The organism is Pseudodesulfovibrio profundus, assembly GCF_900217235.1.
Taxonomy (GTDB): Bacteria; Desulfobacterota; Desulfovibrionia; order Desulfovibrionales; family Desulfovibrionaceae; genus Pseudodesulfovibrio; species Pseudodesulfovibrio profundus.
In genome coordinates, this window is sequence record NZ_LT907975.1 from 2,026,145 (window position 1) to 2,043,403 (window position 17,259).

The following is a 17,259-nucleotide window of genomic DNA, read 5'->3' on the forward strand; positions in this document are numbered from 1 at the left end:
GCTAGGACTTGTTGCCGAAGTCAACAGTCGGGACAGCCTTGGCGCCGGGGTCGGCCTGGAAGAACTCCTTGCGCTCCAGGTTGAGCAGGACCGAGTTGGTCAGGGAGTTCGGGAAGGAACGGATGGAGGAGTTGAACATCTTCACGGCTTCGTTGTAGCGCTGGCGTGCGACGTTGATCCGGTTCTCGGTTCCTTCGAGCTGATGCTGCAGGGCCAGGTAGTTCTGGTTGGCCTTCAGATCCGGGTAGCGCTCAACCACGACCATGAGTCGGGAGAGGGCCGAGGAAAGGCCGCCCTGGGCTGCCTGAAAACGGGCAAGGGCTTCCTTGTCACCGAGCATGTCAGGGGAAATCTTGGTCTGGGTTGCCTTGGCGCGGGCTTCAACCACGGCTTCGAGGGTTTCCCGTTCGTGGGAAGCAGCCGCTTTCACGGTCTCCACGAGATTGGGGATGAGGTCAGCACGGCGCTGCAGGGAGGCTTCGAGGTTGCCCCATGCGGCAAAGACTTCTTCTTCCTGCTGTTGCATGGAGTTGTAGCCGCAACCGGCCAGAGACATAGTCATCAAGATAGCAATGCAAGCAAGAGAAATACGTTTGATCATTGTTGTTTCCATAAGGTTGGGTTGGGGGTTCATGATAGTGCATAGAATGTGGCCCGCCATGAGAAAGTCAAGGCGGGCCGTGTCATTTTACGCATTGTTTTTACGTTTTTTCGGTTTCTTCAACCGCTTTCCCGAAGCCAGCAGCTTGCGCAGTTTGGCGGCTGCCTGGACCGGGTCTTCCTCATGGAGCAGGAAGCGCTCCTTTGAGGTCTGGAAATGCCACCCGGACGGTCTGTTCAGCAGCTTCGCGCCCCGGGATTCAAGGTATTGCAGGGCTTCCGCTTCTTCGGCAACGTCCTCCAACTCGGTCAGTATCTCCTGACGTTTGGTGATATCACGCATCCTGTGCGCAATTTCGTACGCCGAGCGAAGCACGTCGTCGGGTTGGATGTCTGTGACTTTTTTTCGCCCGGAATAATGTCGTTGCAGTTCGTTGAGGTCGGTTTTGAGCTCTTTGATCTCGAACAGTGCGGCTTCCCGAGCTTCGTCTATCTTATCATTGAGTTGCTTGTAGATGGCGCGGAGCTTGTGTGTAGACATAGACCTTGTGTTCGTTTTGCTGATTGATACTAATGCGTAAAGGCTAGCCTACTTTTACGACGCAATGCAACATATTCGGTAATCAAATCTCCACTCGCCCGACCCCATCGGTCAATTCGGCCAGCTTATCCGTGAACGATGCGAGGTGTTCGTTTGGAATAACCAGCACAAAGGCCGCTTCGTCGGTGAAGCGTTCTTCCTCCACTTCTGCCTCGAATTCCGGGAGCATACGCTTGAACAAGGTGACGGCAGGATAGGGGATGGTCGCGGTGATGGTGGTGGTATCAACCTTTTCCTTGGTGGGCAGGCTTTCCAATCCCAGATTAACCATGCCGGAATACGCCCTGACCAAACCGCCGGTGCCGAGCTTGGTTCCGCCAAAATAACGGGTCACCACGGCGGAAACTTCGCCCACCGAGCTGTGGAGCAGGGTGGTGAGCATGGGCTTGCCCGCTGTTCCGTGGGGCTCGCCGTCATCGCTCATGCCCACGGCTGCCGTGTCTCCGGGGGGGCCGGCGGCAAAGGCCCAGCAGTTGTGGGTGGCGTCGGGAAATTCTTCTTTTATGCTGGCAACAAACTCCCTGGCCGATTCGATATCAGGCGTGTGGGCAAGGGTGGTGATGAACTGGCTTTTCTTGATGGTATCCGTCACGCGGTGGGTGGCGGACGGAATGAGATAGCGATCTGACATGGCGTCAAAGTATCCCGCGTCGGCTGAACCGGTCAAGGGCAACGAGATTGACGTAAAAGAAGCAGGAGAGACATTTCTTGGGCGCTGGGCGAATGTGTGAAGGAGCCTGGAAAGGATCGAAAGCAACGGCTTGATCTTTTGCAGGGGCAGAAGGAGGCAGGCTCCCGTCAGTAGGCTTGTTCGGCGGCTTACGCCTTGCGCCCTTCCTCTTCCACCAGATTGGCAAGAATCAGCCCATAAAAACCGCCGTCCTGACCTGTGAATCGCCATCCCATATGGGTGAAGCATTCGCTGCAGACCATGGATTCCCATGCATAGTCAGGGAACCATGAGAATTCCTCGGACTTCGGACTGGCCACGGACAGATGACGGGCCGAAGCAAAGCAACCTATCTCGAACACCAGCCCGTGCGGATTGAAGAAAACGTGACGGTGCTTGCCGTCTACGGTCATTCCCAGATCCTTGCGAGTGATCACCGTTCGGCACAGCTTGCAGACCAACGCAGGGCCTTTGTCGCCGGTTGTCGCTGTGGAGTTCGCATCAGTCTCCTCAATATCGGATGGAGCAGGGGGTTGGTGCTCCTTCAGATATAGGGGGACGTTGCAGGTATGGTGCGCATGGGTGAACATGAAGCCTCCTGCCTATACATACTCCACTTGGGGCAGAAATTGAAGCCGCCCTGTGTTGACCTGCATTCTTTCCGTCCCTATCTCTGTTGAATGAGCAATACGAATGACCCCGGATACCTTATGCTGTGCGATGCCTGCTGCGATAACTCGGGCACGGCCAAGGAAATGATGAAGACAGGCGGGTGTACCTGCGACATTTGCGGCTGGGCCTGCAAGTGTTGCGGTGACGACGGCAAGCAGTTCGTCAACAAGATTGCGGTGCGCAACATCCCTGCCGAGGGGTGGGAATTCCTGCAATGGAAAAACGCCCGGAGCCTGATCCCGCTCAACTGGGAAAAACTCTTTGCCATGAGCGGGCAGGATGAGGATGGCGATCAGTAATGATTTCCAATGATTGATTGCAAAACTCTAGGTCGTGATTGCGCCGTGGATGAGCGAGGCGGCAATGCCCCACATGGTAAGGCAGACGGCGCCATCCAGCATCCGCCAGGTTATGTCGCGCTTGAAGGCCGGAGCGAGCAACTGCCCCCCGAGGCTGAGCAGGATGAACCAGACAATGGATGCGCTGAACGCCCCAAATCCGAAAACATACCGCTCGGGCAGGGGATACTGCCCGGAGATGGACCCCATCAAGACCAGCGTATCAAGGTATACGTGGGGATTGAGCAGCGTGACACCAAGCGTCAGCATCAGTGTTTGTTTCAGTGATTTGGTCGCGGTCTCGTCATCATTGAGCGCCCCTCCTTTCAATGCCGAACGGAAGGCATTGAATCCGTACCACAGTAGAAAAGCGGCACCGCCCCAGGCGGCGACCTGCCCGAGCAGCGCGTTCGAGGACACCATTGCTCCGACACCGGTTACTCCCAGCCCGATAAGCAGCCCGTCGCACAGAATGCACAGCGCCGCCACCGCCAGATGGTGATTGCGGCGCACCCCCTGCGTCAGTACAAACGCATTCTGTGCGCCAATGGCGACGATGAGCCCCCCGCCGAGTCCGAATCCCTGTATGAATGAAGTCATGGTAAACACGTTCGCTTGATTGGTGTTGAAAGGCCGTTTTTTGCCCTTGGTTTCGTTGAGTCCATGGGTATCGCGGGTGCCAGCAAGAGTAAAACTAATACTTTTCATGACTGATTAGTGTTGCTAATGATGGTTCATGCTCGATTACAAATTAGTCGAGGCGTTTGCCTCGGTCATTGCGGAAGGGGGTTTTGAAAAGGCAGCGCGGGTGCTGCATGTGACCCAGGGGGCGGTTTCCCAGCGGATCAAACTGCTGGAGGAGCAGGTGGGGTGCATTCTGCTGGTGCGTTCTACGCCGCCCGAAGCAACCACTGCCGGTCGCGAGATGCTCAAGCATTTCAAGCAGGTGGTCAGGCTCGAAGACGATTTGTGGGCCGGACTCGGCCAGCAGCAGAAAGGGTTTGCTACGTTACCGGTCGGCATCAATGCCGACTCTCTTGCAACATGGTTTTTTCCGGCTGTAAGCGATTACCTCGATACCCATGATGTTCTTCTTGATCTGGCTGTGGATGATCAGGCCCAGACCCACCAGTTGCTCAGGGACGGGGAGGTGCTTGGCTGTATCAGCGACAGGAGCGAGCCGTTTCAGGGGTGCCGAGTGGAGTCTCTCGGCGACCAGTCATACCGTCTGTACGGTACACCGCAGTACAAGGCGAAATGGTTCAATGACGGCGTGACGTTGGAGGCAATCCAAAAGGCGCCTATGTTGATATTCAACCGTCGAGACCGGATGCATGAAGAGCATATCCGTACGGTGCTTGGTGATCTGCCAAAGGATTTCAATGGTTTTTACCTTCCGGCATCCGAACAGTTCGCTCCCACTGTTGCAAGCGGGCGTGTCTGCGGCATGATCCCCTTTCAGCAGGCTCGCGAATACGTGGAGCGCGGCGAGCTGGTGAATATGCTGCCCGGGCATGTGTATACGGTGCGACTGCACTGGCATTGCTGGAATCTGGAGTCCGCGGTTCTGCGATCATTCAGTGAGGCATTGATATCCGGCGCTCGTCGAGAGTTGGGCAAGTACGCTTAATCGTTGCCCGTACACGCTCTTTGCTTTACTTTCTGCAATCAATGAAACAGTAATCCCTATCAAGGAGAATCCCATGCACCGCATCATATTGCCTTTGGTCCTCTTCTCGCTGCTCTTTGCTGGCGGCTGCTCTAAAGCGTACTATTCTGCCATGGAAAAGGTCGGATACGACAAGCGCGAAATATTGTCTGATCGCGTGGAGAACGCCCGTGAATCCCAGCAGGACGCCAAGGAACAGTTTGCCAACGCCCTTGAGCGATACAAGTCCGTTGTCGATTTTGACGGCGGTGCACTGGAAGAAAAATACGACATTTTGAACGCTGAGTACGAATCCAGTGAAGAGCAGGCACAGGAGGTACGTGACCGTATCGATTCGGTGGAAGACGTTGCCGACGCGCTGTTTGATGAGTGGGCAGAGGAAATCACTCAGTACTCCAGCGCCAAACTGCGCCGTTCCAGCCAGCAGAAGCTCTCTGCCACCAAGGCTCGTTATGCCAAGCTGATCAAGGCCATGAAGCGCGCAAGCTCGAAAATGGATCCGGTCCTGGCCGCATTCAAGGATCAGGTGCTGTTCCTGAAGCACAATCTCAACGCCAAGGCCATTGCCGCTCTGGAGGGCGAACTGGGTACCATCCGCAGTGATGTGGACGCCCTGATCAAGGAAATGGAAAAGTCCATTGCCGAGGCCGACGCCTTTATCCAGACCCTGGAATAGGGCCATAGCAACAAAGATTACGAAGGGAGTAGCTGAAAGGCTGCTCCCTTTTTTTGTCTTCGGGGTTACTCGTTTGTCAGAATATTCCTGATGATCCACAGCCCGCGACAGAATTCTTCCATGGTCTCGGCACCGGTCAGCGAGATACGGGCCGCTGCCGGTGCAGGGCTGTCACCCACGGTGAACTTCTCCGCGCCAAAGACATTCACGTTTTCCTTGGAAGCAGCTTTCTCAAGCATGGTGCCGGTCCAGGGTTCGGGAAGCTCCAGCCAGATGAAGAATCCGGTCGGCTTGCCGCGGAACCTGAAATCCTCCAGTACATCGCAGGCGAGCATGTACCGCTTGGCCGTTGCCTGTCGTTTGGCCTCAACCACGGCGTCAGCGGTTCCGTCATTGATCCACATGGCAGTCAGCTCGGCATTGAGTGGAGGGGCCATCCAGATCGTGTTGAGCATGGCCTGCGCCAGGGGCTGGCGGTAAGGCTTGGGAGTGACCAGAAAAGCGATTCGAAGACCGGCGGCCATGTTTTTGGATACTCCGGCGATATATACGGAGCGATGCGGGATTCGGCTGGCGACAGGTGGCAAGAGGGTCGGGTCGGTCAGGGCATAGGCGTCGTCTTCGATCACGATCAGATCATGGGACTGGGCCACCCGTGCGATGCTGTCCCTGCGAGGGGAAGACATGGTTGCGGTGGTTGGATTGTGTACGCTCGGCATGAGATAAACACCGCGAATATCATTGCGTCTGCAAGCAGTCTCCAGTGCTTCCGGGACCATGCCCTGTTCATCCATGGCAATGGGCACCAGTCGAATGCCGAGCATGGCAGCCAGTGTTTTCAGGCCGGGATAGGTCAGGGCATCGGTTGCGATCCGGTCACCGGGGGTGAACAGGCCGCTGAGGGTGCAGGTCAGGGCATTCTGTGAACCGGCGCAGACGATGATGTCTTCCGCTTCGGCAGGCATGCCGTACCGGGATGCCCATTTGGCACCTGCTTCCCGGTGTTCGGGCAGACCGCGCGGATCGGTGTACCGCATGAACACGGAAGGGTCCTTTCTTCGGGCAATCTTACGAAATCCGTCAGTCAGGTCCGGGTCCAGATGATAGAAGGGAGAAATCAGCCCCATCTCCAGCGAGCCGGGAGCCGCCGGTTCAAAGGCGACCATGGCCGTGGCCGTCAACGCATCCGAAGCCACGAATGTGCCGCGCCCGACTGTCCCGGACAGCAGTCCGCGCCGTTCCGCCTCCTGATACCCCTTGGTGACAGTGGAGACATTGATACCAATCATTTCAGCCATGTCCCGGTGTGTGGGTAGCCGTTCCCCCGGGACCAGTTTGCCGTCGCTGATATCCCGTTCAATTGCATCGGCCAGAGCCTTGTAGAGCGCCTTGCCGTCTTTGGCCATGTTCGGAGCGTATATTGTCATGCATACAATACTTTCATTGACGCCATACAAAGTCAATCGTAGAAGACGAACATCAAAAATCCCTCTCACACGGAGCAAATATATGACCTGGGAAACTTATACGGCCTTTTTGTTGTTCGTCATCGTCATGACGGGGACGCCCGGAGTCGGCAATCTGACTATGATGGCTATCGGCCAGACATCCGGTTTCCGATCCTCACTCCCGTTTCTCGCCGGAACAACGGTAGGGGCCATCTTCCTTGATACCCTCGTGGGATTTGGGGTGGGCGGCGTGCTGCTGGCTACGCCGGAACTGGCATGGGCCATGAAGATCGGTGGAATGGGGTATATTCTCTATCTGGGGTGGAAAATCCTGTCCATGCGGCCTGATGCAGCCCGTACGAAAGGGCCGCTTTCCTTTTGGGAAGGGGTATTCGTGCATCCCACCAATCCCAAAAGCTGGGCCATGGCGGTTGTCGGGTTCAGTCAGATTGCCACACCGGAGATGTCGCTTCCGCTACAGGTCGCCGTTTACGTGCTGACGTTTACTGTTTTTCAGATTTCGTTTCACAGCTTGTGGGGCTGGGGTGGTGTTGTGCTGTATCACTCACTGAAATCAAATAGGCTGCGATTGATGGTCAATTCCGTGCTGGTGGCGCTTATGGTCGGCGCAACCATGTATGCCTTGTTTTTGGATACTCCTCATGCATAATGTGAGAAATTCCTTTGGTATCAACGATGGGGTTCCACCATTTTTTCCGGCACAACGATCCGGTCGAACTCTTCCTCAGTGACGAGTTCAAGCTCCAGTGCGGCTTCCTTGAGGGTGGAGCCGCTCCGATGCGCATGGAGCGCGATTTTGGCGGCATTCTCATAGCCTATGGCCGGATTCAGTGCCGTTACCAGCATGAGTGAGCGGTTGAGCAGTTCGCGGATGCGTTCGTTATCAGCATTCAACCCGTCCAGCAGGTGCTCCCTGAACGAATTCATGGCGTCGGACAGAGTGCGGATGGACTGCATGATGTTGTGGATCATCAGCGGTTTGTAGGTGTTCATTTCAAGGATGCCGCCTGACCCGCCTAGGGTGACGGCCTGATCATTGGCCATGGCCTGCATGGCGACCATGGTCAGGGCTTCGCACTGGGTCGGATTGACCTTCCCTGGCATGATGGATGACCCCGGCTCGTTGGCCGGAAGGATCAGTTCTCCCAGACCGGCACGGGGACCGCAGGCAAGCAACCGGATATCACAGGCAATCTTGTACAGTGAGCCGGCCAGTGTTTTCAGACATCCTGAAAGTTGTACCAGGGCGTCATGGGACCCCTGCACCGTGAATTTATTGTCTGCCGTGGTGAAGGGGAGGCCGGTGAGTTGGGCAATGTGACCAACGGCATCCTTGTCAAAATCCGGGTGGGTGTTGATGCCGGTTCCGACTGCTGTACCACCCAGCGGCAGGGCATACACGTCAGCAAGGGCGGTTTCGAGACGTGTCACATTCTGGTCTATCAGACCGGCATACCCGGAAAATTCCTGCCCCAGTGTCAGCGGGGTGGCGTCCTGCATGTGGGTCCTTCCTATCTTGACGATGGTCTGCCAGTTGTTGGCGTGGCTGGCGAGAGAGGCCGCAAACTGCTTGGCGGCCGGTATCAGCTTGCGTGTGACCCCGATGGCTGCGGCCATGTACATGGCGGAAGGGAAGTTGTCGTTGGTGGACTGGGACTGATTGACGTGATCATTGGGATGCACCGGCTGTTTGGAACCAAGATCGTGACCGGTCATTTGCGAGCATCGGTTGGCAATGACCTCGTTGACGTTCATGTTGAACTGGGTACCGCTGCCGGAAATCCAGACCGGGAGCGGAAACATGGCATCATGTTGTCCTTCAAGGATTTCATTACAGGCATCGACAATGAGTTTTGTGGTGCCGTCACGCAGCTTCCCAGCCTCATTGTTGGCGAGGGCACAGGCTTTCTTGAGCACGGCATACGCCTCGATCATTTCCGGCGGCATCCGGTCGCGCCCGATGGCGAAGAGGTTCAAGGCGCGTTGGGTCTGTGCTCCCCAGAGCTTGTCCGAGGGTACTTCCACTTTGCCGAGGCTGTCCGATTCGATGCGTACGTCTGCCATGCCATCCTCCGATGCTGCTGATAGGTTCACTAAGCGTTGTGCGGCATGGGCGGCATGATGTCAAATCGCGGATGTTATTTTGCGTTGAGGAAATCCCCGGTTTCCATTCCCTCGCGCTCCATGATCAGGCGGGAAACATTCTGGAATCGCTGGTTTACTTTCTGGAACAGGCGCAATTCGGACTGGAACCCCTTGCCAAGCAGCTTGACCCGTCGGTCGAACTCGATGCAAGCCCGATCATACAGCGCGATATCCGCCTGATTGTGTTCCTCAATGAGCGCGACTTCGGCAGGTGATACCGGGTAGTGGGCGCGCTTGGCGTGCACATTCTGCCGCTCGTAAAAGCAGCGATCAAATTTGAGGTAGTTGTTGAGCATGAGCAGGGACTCGTCAAAGCGCTCAAGTATACCGAAGCAGAAGAAACGGTCCTTGAGGTGGTGCAACGCTGCCTCCAGCCCGTCTTCGATGGTTGCATGACCGACGCCGGACAGGGAGTTGACCATGGAATTGCGACCCCGCATACGTAGTTCGGGCCGGTTACTGGTCACATACTCGGTCAGGGAGATGTCGTTGTCGTTGAGGAACCGGTACAAATGTGATTTGGGCCAGCTTTTGAGGAAATGGTACTCGGAAATGACCCGCTTGACCGGATCACGCAGGAACGTGAACATATTGAACGGGATGGGGCCGTCGAGGATGTCTTCGAAGTTGACGATGAACACATGCCCGCGCACCAGGTCATACTGCGCCAGATCTTCGTAGGTAGTTTCACGCAGCTTTTCCCGCTGATCATCCGTGTAGAGATCGAATATCCGGGATTGATCAAAGTTGTCGTCCAGAACCGCGTTCATGGTTGTCCCGGCGGTCTTGGGAATATGCAGGAAGAAAAAGGGCTGTTTCATGATCCTCTCGTGAAAATGGCTGAAAGTTCTCTGTTCTTTCGGCTGTTTTCGACGAGAGGTTTACGGTTGGCGTGTAAAAGGCGTGATTACTTCCTGTTTTGGGCAGGCGAACCTGTGAGATATTCGGCAATCCGCTCGGATGAATGGCCGTCGCAGTGATTGAATGCCTTGTTGCGAAGCTCCTGCCGTTGTTTAGAGTAGCCGTCATCTCCTGTTGCCGCTTTTTTGAGAGCCGCGTGGAATTCGTCCTGATTGCGGCACTTGGGACCGGGCGTCATGTCATCGTACGGGAACTGGAATTCACGGTTGCATGTAACGTATTCTTCATAGTCGGGGCAGTAGAAGATCACCGGTCGATCAAGGAGCAGATAATCCATGTAAATGGATGAATAATCGGTGACCATCATATCTACCAGCGGTATGAACGGATAAACGTCGCAGGTGTTCGTGTAGAACGAAAGGTACGGGAGGTTGGAGCCTGCCTGAATCTGTGTCAGGCGGTGGGCTTTCATGACAAGGTGTAACCCTTCTCGGTCCAGAAAGTCGTGGAGCCGCTGAAAGTCCAGACCGGATACCGGTGACCCTGTTTGATCCCGGAAAGTCGGGGCGTAGAGGATGGTCTTGCGGCCTTCTTTGCGGACCGTTGTAGTCTTGCGAAAACACTCGTGGTCACAGTTGAGCATCGATTCTTTGGTCGGACGCTGTAACAGTGCGTCATTTCTTGGGTATCCGAGGACTTTGTATTCTTTGGCATTGAAGGAAGGTTTGAACACCTCTTTGTTGTAGAAGTCTGAAGTCGTAATCACTGTGTCGTAGCCGGAGTACAGAAATTCAAGGTCCAACTTGTTGTATTTGGCGGTGGTTTCCGATTCCTTTTCAATGAGGCCAATCTTCTTGAATCCGACTCCGTGCCATAACTGAATGATACGGGCCCCATGGGTCAGTGGGCGGTAGATGTGAAATTTGTAGTCAAAGGAGTCTACGACTACCGTGGAAGCCTGGACCAGTGTGTCCACAGAATCAACGTCCGGAAAGAAGGCGACAGGCAGTCCTGCGTCCTTAAGCATTCTTTTCGTGTCGGGATTGCCGGTGAAATAGCAGCTCTCCACATCCGGGCGGTTCTTCGCGAAATAAAGGAACAGGTGCTTGGTATTCCCGGTGAACGAGCCGTTGTTTTCCCCCATGAACACGTATCGTTGAGGCCTTTTGGGCGTGGTTTCAGCCAGCTCGGCAAAGCTGGCTATCAGTGCTTCATTGGACATGGGGTGTATCTCCTAATCGTTTCTGCGGACGTCTACCACCATGCCGGAAAAGTGGGCAAGCAGGGTGTCGAGTGTGGCCTGGGCCACGGCCTCGGCAGAGAGCAGGGTGTTCTCCGGTTCCACGCCGAAGTTCTCGCGGCGCATGGGGGTGTTGGTGCGTTCGGGGTTGATGGCGTTGATGCGGACCCCATCTGCGTGCAGCTCTTCGGCCAGCCCCTGTGTGAGGTTGACCACCGCAGCCTTGGTCGAGGAATAGATCGTGTAAAGTGAGCGACCACGGGTGTATGAGCTGGAGGTGAACAGGGCAACAGATCCTCGCGACTCCTTCAGGTGAGGCAGAGCTGCTTTCACCACATTGATGGAACCGGTATAGTTGATATCGATTTCGAGGTTGATGTCGTCGATATCGCGGGAAAGCAAGGTGCCGGAGCGAAGAATTGCTGCCGTGTTGACCACGCCGTCGATGCGTCCCGTTTGAGCCTGGACACTATCAAGAGCTTCTTTCACGGCCTTGTAATCGCGAACGTCCACACCGTTTGTACGGGAAAAACCGTGCATGATCGCGCCCTGATCGGTTCCCATGCGCATGACATGCTCACCGATGCCCCGACTGGAGCCGAATACCACGATGTGCTTGCCCTCAAGCGGTTCGCCCGAGCGCAGGTGTTCAACATCGACAGTGTTGAGTTGGAAAATTTTGTCTGCCAGATAAAGGTCTTCAGGGTAGGTGATCTTGATGTTTCGCTCTTCGCCCTGCACCACGTGTACATCACCCAGCCCATACCGCAGGATCAGGCCACAGTCGTCGGTTACCTTTACTTCCGGGTCTTCCATGGCGAGATGGTGTGCCCTTTTTAGCACATCGGCACGGAACCCCTGCGGCGTTTGGCCTCGTCGCAAAGCGGATCTGTCCGGTATCGACTGGATGCAGTCCTGTTCGTCGACCTTGATGATCGTATCGACCGCCGGGATGGCGACATCCACAGAAGCATGCTGTTCCAGCGCTTTATAGCAGTCGGAAACAATGCGATGGCTGAGGAACGGCCGTACCGCATCGTGCAGAAGAACCAGTGCATCATCCTCTTCTACGGCAAAGATGCCTGACGCCGAGCTTTCCCGGCGGGACGCCCCCCCGTTCAGTACTTTGGTGACCTTGGTATAGCTGTTACGCAGGAGGATTTCTTCCATGAACGACCGGTAATCCTTGTCCATGACAATGAATATTTCATCCACTTCTGGATGTCCATCGACCATGTCGAGGGTGTGCTCGATGATGGTTCTCCCTGCCAGTTTCAAAAACTGCTTGGGGGTGGGAAATTTCATCCGATTGCCGGAGCCTGCGGCCAGAAGGATGCAGTATCGTTTGCGGTTACTCATCTATAGTTCCTCACTTGCCGATCACGTTGCTGAGATCGTACACATTGTCTTCGGGTGCGTATTCCAGAATGTAATCAAAGTAGCGCATCATTTTAGGGGAAGCGCAGACCACCTGCTGTTCAGCAAGCCACGGCAGAACAGCGTTGGGATGCAGGGATCGCCCGGATGGAAGGTGGGGGTAGGGAGCCGTTACTATTGAAATGTACTCCCAGCTCTTCTTTGGAATCAGTCGCTGCATCATATCCGACAAATCCTGAACTTCATCCTCAAAGCAGAGCATGGGGATCTGCTTGCCCCGTCCGGCATTGGTCATGGCCTGCAACAGCAGGCGGGAATCATTGAGGGAGCGCCTCCACCGTGTGGCAAGACGGGCTGCCACACCAACAGCGTCAACGGGTGCTGGCACCTCAGGGTTACGCATCTTGCGCACAGCCTTGGTGATCTGGTGATTCCCCTTCAATTCGGATGTGGAGCTGTCCTCACGGTACATCTGTTCGATCACCGACAGCTGCTTGAACATTTTCAGCACGGCCATACGGGTTTTCATAAGATCAACCGGCTCTTTTGCCGTCAGAACCCGGTCAACTGTTTCAAGAAATGCTTCCCGGTTCACGGGGGGGAGATCCATGATTGCGTTCAGGTCAATATGCGGAAACCACTGGGACGAAAGGAGTGTTGTGTCGGTGGTGCTGTAAAATTTCGTGCCCGAGGTCTGGGCGATGGCTTCGGCCATTTGGTCCACTTCTTTGGCTGTGGCGATGAAATACTCAAGCGCTTCAACCAGTTCACCGTTTCGTGCATTGAGGTAGTAGTTGTCCTGGACAGCGACAATGGGCGGTGGCCCCTGATTGTCTCCTTTATACGGGTGCTCTTTGAGGCGGGATGGTGAAGAAAGATTGGCCCCGGATATGAATGCGTGCGGGGCGTGCAGCACTTCGGCCAACCCGAGGCAGGCCGTGATGGAACTGACGTAGGATTCACGGAGTCGTGACGGGTTGGGCAGCAAATCCAGGTTGAAGCTGTCCATCATGACCACGCCGCGGAATTTGTTGGCGTACGGGTAGAACGGGCAGATGGAGAGCGGTACGAGGAGCGTATTCGGCATGGGCGGCAGCTCATCGTAAAAATGGCGCTGCACCTGATAGGTGTCCAGTTGAATGACGATGTCCGGCTCCACCCCTACGGCCATGCAATCATTGATTGTCCGGCCGAGACAGGCCACCAGGCTGTGTTTGCTGATTTCTTTCAGGTGGGGGTAAATCTCCTGACTTGAAGGGCCGGGCAGCACCAGAAATACAGGCATGCCAACCCGCTCGGCAGCGAGTTTGTCGGTCAGCGGGGAGGATAGAAGCCACGGATAATTTCGGAGCTGGTTGATCTCCCGTATCACGTCTGGCAGCGGTTCTTCCCGCACACCGATAGTGTCCACTGTGGAGAGTGACCGTTTGGGGAACACGACGAATTTGTAGTGAAGATAGATCAGCAGCTTCTGTAGCTCGTTAACGACCACTGCATCCTGAGCGGAAAGGTGTTCCGGCAAAACAAAGGAAAGTCCGCCCAGCATACGCTCGGGCTGCAGATATTGCTGCATCTCTTGGGCCTGGAGCTGAGAGGGTACGGGAATGCGCCACACGGAATTCGGTGGAATGGCAGGGTCTATCCTGGTGTCGCCAAAAGCGATAACCAATTGATTTTCCCACTGATCAGCTGTCATCTCCCCCGTATATGAAGGGTTCAATGTTGGCATCCTGCAAAGCTCCTGTCGTCAAAAAAATTACATTAGGCACAGGGTTTTGCAAATATGGTGCAAATTGATCGCTTTGTGAATGAAAAAAGTTTTTCAAGCCTAAAAGGCCGGACCATCCGTATGGGAAGGTCCGGCCAAGATGTCTCGCATGGTGACTGTCATATTCAGAAGATGCGCTGATTTCTTTTCGCGACCTGCATCAATGCCACCATGAGCCAAACCGGTACGATATCCAAGGCGATGCTCAGCGCCCACCAGTGGAAGGTGTATTTGAAGTGACGGAAGCACTGGATGATCGGCGGCTCGGTCACAGGGGAGAAGCTCAACCCGTCAATGGATACCTTGACCGTATTTGCCAGATTTTCCATGCGATCTCGGTTTGATGTCAGTGATTGAAGCTCCGCCTCAAGGAGAGCTGTCTTTCTACCGCGAGCAGCCTGCTCTTCCTTGATCGAGGTCATAGTGGAAATTATGGAATCGAGTGCCACAATGGATTCCGTCAGGATGGCACTGCCTTCGACCTGCTTCAGTGACGCCAGTGCTTCGTTGATGGAAGTGACGCGCTGGGAAAACTGCTTGCGATCAATTACTTCCAGATTGTCCTGGATTGTACTGAGGTTTGATCTGATGGCCGTATTATATTCAGCTACGAGTTTCTGGGAATCTCTGAGTATAACTTTTGCCTGTCCCAGTTTGTCGGCAACAAGAACCATGCTGTGATACAATGTCCCTTTGCCGGAAGCGCCTGTGTACATACCTTTGCTGGAGTTGTTGGCGACGCGTCGAATACTCTTTTCTGTTTGGTCGACGGCTGTTACGGCTGACGCGTATTGCTGTGGGTAGCCTGTATTGGAATACGCGGCCACGAACGCGTTGATGTTTTGCGCGCTGTCGATTCGAAACACCTCGTTTTTTGCCATGCCGACAATCGACCACAATGTTGAAAAGGAAAAAACCGCGCCCATGACAATAAGAAGTATGAGTGCCTTTATTTTTTTTACGTACTTGCTTTGAACGGTCCATCCTGCAAGGTACGCCGCAAACAACATGACGATGCAACTGGCAATGGCAAACATGATGGCCAGGTGCTTTTCTATCTGTACGGAGAATCCAATATAGGTGGCATAAGCGGAAACTCCGGCACAAAGGAGCATCGCGACTGTCATCATTGATGTTTTTAAATTCTCACGAAAGACGATCCAATCTATATGGGACAGGTAACTATACATTCCGTATTATCCTCATGCGTTTCGTGGGTTTTAACCAGATGGTCGGCAAGCATTGAAGATGCCTCGATAAAGGTGTGCATTCTATCCCCTCCGGTCATCCCCGGCAGCTCTGTGGTCAAGCACTTCTCTCCCAGGGAGAGGATCGGGCTATTGTCGGAAGATTTGATGAGTAGACGGCTGCTTTTTTTTGAATCCCACTCGACAATGCCGACTTGAGCCATGGTGTTGAATACGGTGATCAGACTGATCACCACTCCGGTCAGTGACCGCGAAGCAAACTCGTTGAGCCCCTCCACCTTCAGTTGTTCTATGGAGTAGTCTTCGGCGGTTTGAGCCCACTCCTTGTGTGTGATGTTCATTGCATGGAGCCTGTGGGCGATGTGAAAGGGGATAGGGCGGATGAAGTCCGGTAGTGCGAGGTCTTCGGGCAATCGTAGTGTGTGATCTTCTTCCTGTCTTCTCCTGGCAAACAATTGTCCAAGGAAACCCTTTGGGGCTAGATGATTTTCCATAACCTTTCTTGAGCGGGGGCCGAGTGTGAGAATGTCTCCTGTTCTGGCAAGGGCTTGTGCGAAGGCAGCGGAATCAATTCCCGTAGGAGCTATGGATACCTTCCCTTCTTCTGCTGTGCCGATCATCAGGGCCAGCAGTCCTCCGTGACCGCATGATTGTCGGGGTTGTATGGCGGTGTATCGGCCATAATCGCACTTGGTATACTCGTAGGAATCCAAAAGACCGGGGAGTTCCGGTGATTCAGAGCCAACACCCCAGGGAGCCGCAGTGAATGATTCGCCATTGTTGAATGCGGTCACCATCTGTTCCAGTTCTTCGGATGCATTAAAGGAAGCCACGTCCTGGTCCGTTAAGTACGTCTTCTTCCCTCGAAGGTAGTTCAACACATGGTGAATGAAGAAGAGGGCAGGAAGGGCTGTACCTTTAAGGTCTTTTGAAAGAGAGCATTTTACCGTCAATTCTCCAGGTCTGCCGCTCATGCCATCCATGGGTTGTGACCGGTACACATATGCCGGCCTATCCCCTTTCAAGTTGAGCAGGTGGAACTGCCCACGGATATCCATGAATGGAATCCCGTCCCACCTGCGCAATGTTTTGTCTGTGCCGATGATGAGCTCACTTATCATTGAGCCGCTCCAGGAACAGCATGAACTGTTTTGTGTATTCATCGTAAGGGTAGTTGAAGCAGGCCTGATAATTGGGAATAGGCTTCTCATTATTGCTGTCGGGCTTGGTTTCAACCACACTTGAGTGCATCGCGTAGATGATGCAATCCTCTTCATAAAGATTATTTGCTGCAGCGATGACTGGCTGACCGCCAATTTTCACTAGATAATCGTGTACTTTTTCCCCGGCGTCGAACATGCCCGGCGTACTCCTGTCGTCTTTGAGCAGGTCGGACTTTGAAAGAACGATCATGAGAGGGCGGCGATATTTTGAAGGAGAATCGGGAAGAAATACTTGCTTACGTATCAGGTTGAGGACCTGGGCTGTCTGAAAGAGGTGCCTTCGCCATTCTTCGTCTTTGTTTTCTCTTTCGAGTTGAAGATCAATGAGGAGGATGATTCCTCCACAGCCTTCAATATACCGCAGGATGTTGTGTTGGTCTTTATGCATGGGGTCATTATTGAAAAGCGAGGGGCCTATTTTCCGATTACCCTTGTTGATTTCTTTCAGCATCTCATCAAGGTCTTCAAAAACTGCCCCGGAAATGTCGGGAATGTTGACGCTGCAAGGTCCCTTGCGTGTTGTTCTGTTGATTCTCAGAATGCTCGGTTTGAAAGTACCGTCGTCTTGCAAATAGTCGGTTTTGAGGGGCCAACGATTCATGTCGATTTCCTGATGAACATACGAATCACCTGGATCAATCGTGCAGTTTTCCGGGCCGATAATAATGCGCTTGAGCATCAGGTAGAGATAAGCGGTTTTCCCGGAACCACCGGTGCCGATCATACAGACTTTCATTGCGTG

18 protein-coding genes are annotated in these 17,259 nt (G+C 54.2%); 4 read left to right on the top strand and 14 right to left on the bottom strand.

Annotated elements, in window-relative coordinates:
- Nucleotide 1: 1 nt before the first annotated feature.
- From DPRO_RS09620 to DPRO_RS09635, 4 genes are all read right to left on the bottom strand, one after another.
- Nucleotides 2–562, bottom strand: a complete 561-nt coding sequence (locus DPRO_RS09620) for a LemA family protein (RefSeq protein ID WP_407681400.1) — start codon at nucleotides 560–562, stop codon at nucleotides 2–4.
- 126 nt (nucleotides 563–688) lie between these two features.
- The gene (locus tag DPRO_RS09625; RefSeq protein WP_097011850.1) at nucleotides 689–1,141 is read right to left on the bottom strand and encodes a hypothetical protein; all 453 of its coding nucleotides are present in this window, start codon (nucleotides 1,139–1,141) and stop codon (nucleotides 689–691) included.
- 82 nt (nucleotides 1,142–1,223) lie between these two features.
- Nucleotides 1,224–1,874, bottom strand: a complete 651-nt coding sequence (locus DPRO_RS09630) for a YigZ family protein (RefSeq protein WP_407681401.1) — start codon at nucleotides 1,872–1,874, stop codon at nucleotides 1,224–1,226.
- Nucleotides 1,875–2,020: 146 nt separating this feature from the next.
- Complete coding sequence (locus DPRO_RS09635; protein WP_097011851.1) at nucleotides 2,021–2,461, bottom strand: cereblon family protein; 441 nt, start codon at nucleotides 2,459–2,461, stop codon at nucleotides 2,021–2,023.
- Between the two features lie 90 nt (nucleotides 2,462–2,551).
- Between DPRO_RS09635 and DPRO_RS09640 the strand changes: the two genes are divergently transcribed.
- Entirely contained in the window at nucleotides 2,552–2,842 is a 291-nt protein-coding gene (locus DPRO_RS09640; RefSeq protein WP_157917425.1) for a hypothetical protein, read from the top strand.
- A gap of 27 nt (nucleotides 2,843–2,869) precedes the next feature.
- Here DPRO_RS09640 and DPRO_RS09645 read toward each other — a convergent pair whose 3' ends face one another.
- Nucleotides 2,870–3,481 carry a LysE/ArgO family amino acid transporter gene (locus DPRO_RS09645; RefSeq protein WP_097013708.1) on the bottom strand — a complete coding sequence of 204 codons (612 nt, stop codon included), beginning with the start codon at nucleotides 3,479–3,481 and terminating at the stop codon, nucleotides 2,870–2,872.
- Nucleotides 3,482–3,617: 136 nt separating this feature from the next.
- On the opposite strand from DPRO_RS09645, the gene DPRO_RS09650 reads away from it, so the two are divergent.
- Both DPRO_RS09650 and DPRO_RS09655 read left to right on the top strand, forming a co-directional pair.
- A complete protein-coding gene (locus DPRO_RS09650; RefSeq protein ID WP_097011853.1) occupies nucleotides 3,618–4,511 on the top strand; it encodes a LysR family transcriptional regulator ArgP in 894 nt (297 codons plus the stop codon).
- Nucleotides 4,512–4,584: 73 nt separating this feature from the next.
- Entirely contained in the window at nucleotides 4,585–5,226 is a 642-nt protein-coding gene (locus DPRO_RS09655) for a DUF2959 domain-containing protein (protein ID WP_097011854.1), read from the top strand.
- Nucleotides 5,227–5,291: 65 nt separating this feature from the next.
- Here DPRO_RS09655 and DPRO_RS09660 read toward each other — a convergent pair whose 3' ends face one another.
- Nucleotides 5,292–6,653 (bottom strand): aminotransferase-like domain-containing protein, encoded by a 1,362-nt coding sequence (locus tag DPRO_RS09660; protein ID WP_097011855.1) that lies wholly within the window; start codon nucleotides 6,651–6,653, stop codon nucleotides 5,292–5,294.
- Nucleotides 6,654–6,735: 82 nt separating this feature from the next.
- Here DPRO_RS09660 and DPRO_RS09665 point away from each other — a divergent pair, with 82 nt between their 5' ends.
- A complete protein-coding gene (locus tag DPRO_RS09665; protein ID WP_097011856.1) occupies nucleotides 6,736–7,344 on the top strand; it encodes a LysE family translocator in 609 nt (202 codons plus the stop codon).
- A gap of 20 nt (nucleotides 7,345–7,364) precedes the next feature.
- Here the strand turns inward: DPRO_RS09665 and fumC are convergent, their stop codons facing one another.
- The 8 genes from fumC to DPRO_RS09705 form a co-directional block, all read right to left on the bottom strand.
- Nucleotides 7,365–8,759 carry a class II fumarate hydratase gene (gene fumC, locus DPRO_RS09670; RefSeq protein ID WP_097011857.1) on the bottom strand — a complete coding sequence of 465 codons (1,395 nt, stop codon included), beginning with the start codon at nucleotides 8,757–8,759 and terminating at the stop codon, nucleotides 7,365–7,367.
- A gap of 74 nt (nucleotides 8,760–8,833) precedes the next feature.
- Nucleotides 8,834–9,661 (bottom strand): sulfotransferase family 2 domain-containing protein, encoded by an 828-nt coding sequence (locus DPRO_RS09675; protein WP_097011858.1) that lies wholly within the window; start codon nucleotides 9,659–9,661, stop codon nucleotides 8,834–8,836.
- An 86-nt stretch (nucleotides 9,662–9,747) separates the two neighbouring features.
- Nucleotides 9,748–10,923, bottom strand: a complete 1,176-nt coding sequence (locus DPRO_RS09680; RefSeq protein WP_097011859.1) for a CDP-glycerol glycerophosphotransferase family protein — start codon at nucleotides 10,921–10,923, stop codon at nucleotides 9,748–9,750.
- 12 nt (nucleotides 10,924–10,935) lie between these two features.
- The gene (gene ispD / locus DPRO_RS09685) at nucleotides 10,936–12,300 is read right to left on the bottom strand and encodes a 2-C-methyl-D-erythritol 4-phosphate cytidylyltransferase (RefSeq protein WP_097011860.1); all 1,365 of its coding nucleotides are present in this window, start codon (nucleotides 12,298–12,300) and stop codon (nucleotides 10,936–10,938) included.
- A 10-nt stretch (nucleotides 12,301–12,310) separates the two neighbouring features.
- Nucleotides 12,311–14,014, bottom strand: coding sequence for a 6-hydroxymethylpterin diphosphokinase MptE-like protein (locus tag DPRO_RS09690; protein WP_157917426.1), 1,704 nt, complete (start codon nucleotides 14,012–14,014; stop codon nucleotides 12,311–12,313).
- A gap of 197 nt (nucleotides 14,015–14,211) precedes the next feature.
- The gene (locus DPRO_RS09695; protein WP_157917427.1) at nucleotides 14,212–15,216 is read right to left on the bottom strand and encodes a hypothetical protein; all 1,005 of its coding nucleotides are present in this window, start codon (nucleotides 15,214–15,216) and stop codon (nucleotides 14,212–14,214) included.
- A 35-nt stretch (nucleotides 15,217–15,251) separates the two neighbouring features.
- Complete coding sequence (locus DPRO_RS09700; protein WP_097011863.1) at nucleotides 15,252–16,415, bottom strand: hypothetical protein; 1,164 nt, start codon at nucleotides 16,413–16,415, stop codon at nucleotides 15,252–15,254.
- Complete coding sequence (locus DPRO_RS09705; protein WP_157917428.1) at nucleotides 16,405–17,253, bottom strand: Rab family GTPase; 849 nt, start codon at nucleotides 17,251–17,253, stop codon at nucleotides 16,405–16,407. The genes DPRO_RS09700 and DPRO_RS09705 overlap by 11 nt, the downstream gene beginning before the upstream one ends.
- Nucleotides 17,254–17,259 lie beyond the last annotated feature (6 nt).